2 protein-coding genes are annotated in these 4,518 nt (G+C 69.4%); one reads left to right on the forward strand and one right to left on the reverse strand.

Annotated elements, in window-relative coordinates:
- On the reverse strand, window positions 1–559 hold a 559-nt coding region (locus tag HCN56_RS23925), incomplete at its 3' end, for a hypothetical protein (protein WP_167974487.1).
- Window positions 560–875: 316 nt separating this feature from the next.
- On the opposite strand from HCN56_RS23925, the gene dnaE reads away from it, so the two are divergent.
- Complete coding sequence (gene dnaE / locus HCN56_RS23930; protein WP_167974489.1) at window positions 876–4,418, forward strand: DNA polymerase III subunit alpha; 3,543 nt, start codon at window positions 876–878, stop codon at window positions 4,416–4,418.
- The last annotated feature ends 100 nt before the right edge of the window (window positions 4,419–4,518 follow it).

Below are 4,518 nucleotides of genomic sequence, written 5' to 3' on the forward strand. Positions count from 1 at the left end.
GGCCCAGCACGGCGATCTCGTCCGCGGCCACCGCGGTCACCAGCCGCAGCGGACGGAAGCCGGCGGTCTCCGCCGCGCGCAGCACGCGCGCCAGGGCCCGCTCGCCGCCACGCAGCCAGCCGGCCGCGACGAGCCCCACGCACAGGTGCGCCCCCAGCAGCAGCCAGGGCGCCGCCGGGTCGACCGCGGTGTCGCTGCCGCTCAGCAGCCGGGCCAGCGGGGTACCGAGGTCCCCGCCGGCGCAGATCAGGTCGATGCCGATCAGCCGCACCGGCAGCGTCGGGGGAGCGGAGCTGTAACAGGCGGCCTGCCCGGTGGTGAAGACCGCGTCGGCGGCCAACTGGGCCGGCAGGAGCAGCGCCGCGATGTGACGGAACCGGCGTTCACGCGCCGCCAGCAGGAAGGCGATCACGAAGACCGCCGCGCTGACCGCGGCCACCACCGGCAGCGGCAGCGGCTTCCCGGTGAAGAGCACGTGGGCACCGGCGGACAGCGTGACGCACAGCGCGGTGAAGACCGCGGCGCGTACCGCGCGTGTACCTGCTCCGGAGAAGCCCATCGGGGTGAGTCTGCCACGTCGCGGCCACAGCGCACAGTCCGCCGTCGTGACCCTGCGCACTTCTGCCGCCGCTGACCTCGATCTTTCCGCTCGGTGCGGCGCTGACCTGCGGCGACGCGTCACCGTTACGAGTGCGGGGCGAGGCGGCGATCCGGGCCGGCGGCGGTAGGGTCGGGGCATCAGGCCCGGGGTTCCGTCCGCCGTCACGGCCGACAAGGGTGCGCGCCCACGCGCCCGGCCCGCCCACGCCCCCGCCGCGCGCGCTCCGCCGGCCCCGGTACCCCGGTACGTCGTCGGTGATCGTCGGAAGGTTTCCCTGGTGAGCGATCCGTTCACACATCTGCACGTCCACACCCAGTACTCGCTGCTGGACGGTGCCGCGCGGTTGAAGGACATGTTCAACGCCTGTCAGGAGATGGGCATGAGCCACATCGCCATGACGGACCACGGCAACCTGCACGGTGCCTACGACTTCTTCCACAAGGCCCAGGACGCCGGCATCACCCCGATCGTGGGAATCGAGGCGTACCTGGCGCCGGAGTCGCGGCGCTACACCCGCCCGGTGAAGTGGGGCGCGCCCCATCAGAAGGGCGACGACGTCGCCGGTGCCGGCGCCTACACCCACATGACGATGTGGGCGCGGAACCGCGAGGGGCTCCACAACCTGTTCCGCGCGCAGTCCCGGGCGTCGCTGGAGGGCTTCTTCCGCAAGCCGCGCATGGACCGCGAGCTGCTGGCGGAGTACTCCGACGGGCTGATGGCCACCACCGGCTGCCCCTCCGGCGAGATCTCCACCCGCATCCGGCTCGGGCAGATGGACGAGGCGGTGAAGGCCGCCGGCGAGTACCAGGACATCTTCGGCCGCGAGAACTTCTTCGTCGAACTGATGGACCACAACATCGACATCGACCGGCGTGCCCGCGCCGGCTTGGAGGAGATCGCGCGCAAGATCGGCGCGCCCTTCGTGGTCACCAACGACTCGCACTACACCTACGAGCACGAGTCGGCCGCCCACGACACCTTGCTGTGCATCCAGACCGGGTCGAACCTCTCCGACCCCAACCGCTTCAGCTTCGACGGCTCCGGCTACTACCTGAAGTCCGCCGCCGAGATGTACGCGATCGACAACTCGGACGCCTGGCAGGAGGGCTGCCGCAACAGCCACCTGATGATCGCCGAGCGCGTCGACACCGAGGGCATGTTCAAGCCCCGGAACCTGATGCCGCGCTTCGACGTGCCCGAGGGGTACGACGAGGTCTCCTGGTTCCAGGAGGAGGTCAAGCGCGGGATGGAGCGCCGGTTCCCCAACGGCGTCCCGGAGGACCGGCAGCGGCTGGCCGCCTACGAGATGGGCGTCATCATCGAGATGGGGTTCCCGGGCTACTTCCTCGTGGTCGCGGACTTCATCATGTGGGCGAAGAACGCGGGGATCGCGGTGGGCCCCGGCCGGGGCTCGGCGGCCGGCTCGATCGTCTCCTACGCCATGGGCATCACCGACCTCGACCCGATCGAGCACGGGCTGATCTTCGAGCGGTTCCTCAACCCCGAGCGCGTCTCCATGCCCGACGTCGACATCGACTTCGACGAGCGCCGGCGCGGCGAGGTCATCCGGTACGTCACGGAGAAGTACGGCGCCGACAAGGTCGCCATGATCGGCACCTACGGCACCATCAAGGCGAAGAACGCCATCAAGGACTCCGCGCGGGTGCTGGGCTACCCGTACGCCGTCGGGGACCGCATCACCAAGGCGATGCCGCCGGACGTCCTGGGCAAGGGCCTGCCGCTCTCGGGCATCACCGACAAGGACCACCCGCGGTACTCCGAGGCGGGTGAGATCCGGTCCATGTACGAGAACGAGCCGGACGTCACCAAGGTGATCGACGCGGCGCGCGGCATCGAGGGCCTGGTGCGGCAGATGGGCGTGCACGCCGCCGGCGTCATCATGTCCAGCGAGGCGCTGATCGACCACGTCCCGGTGTTCTCACCGAAGAACGACGGCGTGGTCGTCACCCAGTGGGACTACCCCAGCTGCGAGTCGCTGGGCCTGCTGAAGATGGACTTCCTCGGCCTGCGCAACCTGACGATCATGGACGACGCCGTCAAGGCGATCGAGAAGAACAAGGGCGTGAAGATCACGCTCCTCGACGTCCCGCTCGACGACCCCAAGACCTACGAACTGCTCCAGCGCGGCGACACCCTGGGCGTCTTCCAGTTCGACGGCGGACCGATGCGGTCCCTGCTGCGGATGATGAAGCCCGACAACTTCGAGGACATCTCCGCCGTCTCGGCCCTCTACCGGCCCGGCCCGATGGGCATGAACTCGCACATCAACTACGCGCTGCGCAAGAACGGCCAGCAGGAAGTCACCCCGATCCACCCCGAGCTGGAGGAGCCGCTCAAGGAGGTCCTGGACATCACCCACGGCCTCATCGTCTACCAGGAGCAGGTCCAGAAGGCCGCCCAGGTGCTGGCGGGCTACTCCCTCGGCCAGGCCGACCTGCTGCGGCGCGCCATGGGCAAGAAGAAGCCCGAGGTGCTGGAGAAGGAGTTCGTCAACTTCCAGCGCGGTGCGCGCGAGAAGGGCTACTCCGACGAGGCGATCCAGGCCGTCTGGGACGTGCTGGTCCCGTTCGCCGGCTACGCGTTCAACAAGGCGCACTCCTCCGCATACGGCCTCATCACCTACTGGACCGCCTACCTCAAGGCCAACTACCCGGCGGAGTACATGTCGGGGCTGCTGACCTCGGTCCGCGACGACAAGGACAAGTCCGCGGTCTACCTCAACGAGTGCCGCAAGATGGGCATCAAGGTGCTCCCGCCGGACGTCAACGAGTCCGACTCCAACTTCACGCCCCGCGGCGACGACATCATCGTCTTCGGGCTCACCGCCGTCCGCAACGTCGGCGCCAACGTGGTGGAGTCGATCATCCGCAGCCGGAAGGCGAAGGGGAAGTTCTCCTCCTTCCCCGACTACCTGGACAAGGTCGAGGCGGTGGTCTGCAACAAGCGGACCACCGAGTCGCTGATCAAGGCCGGCGCGTTCGACGAGATGGGCCACACCCGCAAGGGGCTCACCGCGCACTTCGAGACCATGATCGACAACGTGGTCCAGGTCAAGCGCAAGGAGGCCGAGGGGCAGTTCGACCTCTTCGGCGCCATGGGCGGCGACGACGCGGACGACGGCCCCGGTTTCGGCATGGACGTCGAGTTCACCGATGAGGAGTGGGAGAAGACCTACCTCCTCGCCCAGGAGCGGGAGATGCTCGGTCTCTACGTCTCCGACCACCCGCTCTTCGGCCTGGAGCACGTCCTCCGCGACAAGGCGGACGTCGCCATCGCGCAGCTGACCGCGGGCGAGCACTCCGACGGCTCCGTGGTGACCGTCGGCGGCATCATCTCCGGCCTCCAGCGGAAGATGACCAAGCAGGGCAACGCCTGGGCCATCGCCACCGTCGAGGACCTGGCCGGCACCATCGACTGCATGTTCTTCCCCGCCAGCTACCAACTGGTCTCCACCCAGCTGGTCGAGGACGCCGTCGTCTTCGTCAAGGGGCGGCTCGACAAGCGGGAGGACGTGCCGCGCATCGTCGCGATGGAGCTGGCCGTGCCCGACCTCTCCGAGGCCTCGGCCAACGCGCCGGTCACGCTGACCATCCCCACGGTGAAGATCACCCCGCCGCTGGTGCAGCAGTTGGGCGAGGTCCTCGGGCAGCACCGCGGCGGGACCGAGGTGCGGGTACGGCTCCAGGGCCACCGCGACACCACCGTGCTGCGACTGGACCGCCACCGCGTGGACCCGGGCCCGGCGCTCTTCGGCGACCTCAAGGCGCTGCTCGGGCCGTCCTGCCTGGCCGGCTGACCGGGCCAGGCGCCCGTCCCGCCGCACACCGGCGACGAACCGCAGCCCACCGCACGCCGTCCCCGCGCACGCCACCGCCGCCCGGCTCCCAGCCGGGCGG

The organism is Streptomyces lonarensis, assembly GCF_012033735.1.
Taxonomy (GTDB): Bacteria; Actinomycetota; Actinomycetes; order Streptomycetales; family Streptomycetaceae; genus Streptomyces; species Streptomyces lonarensis.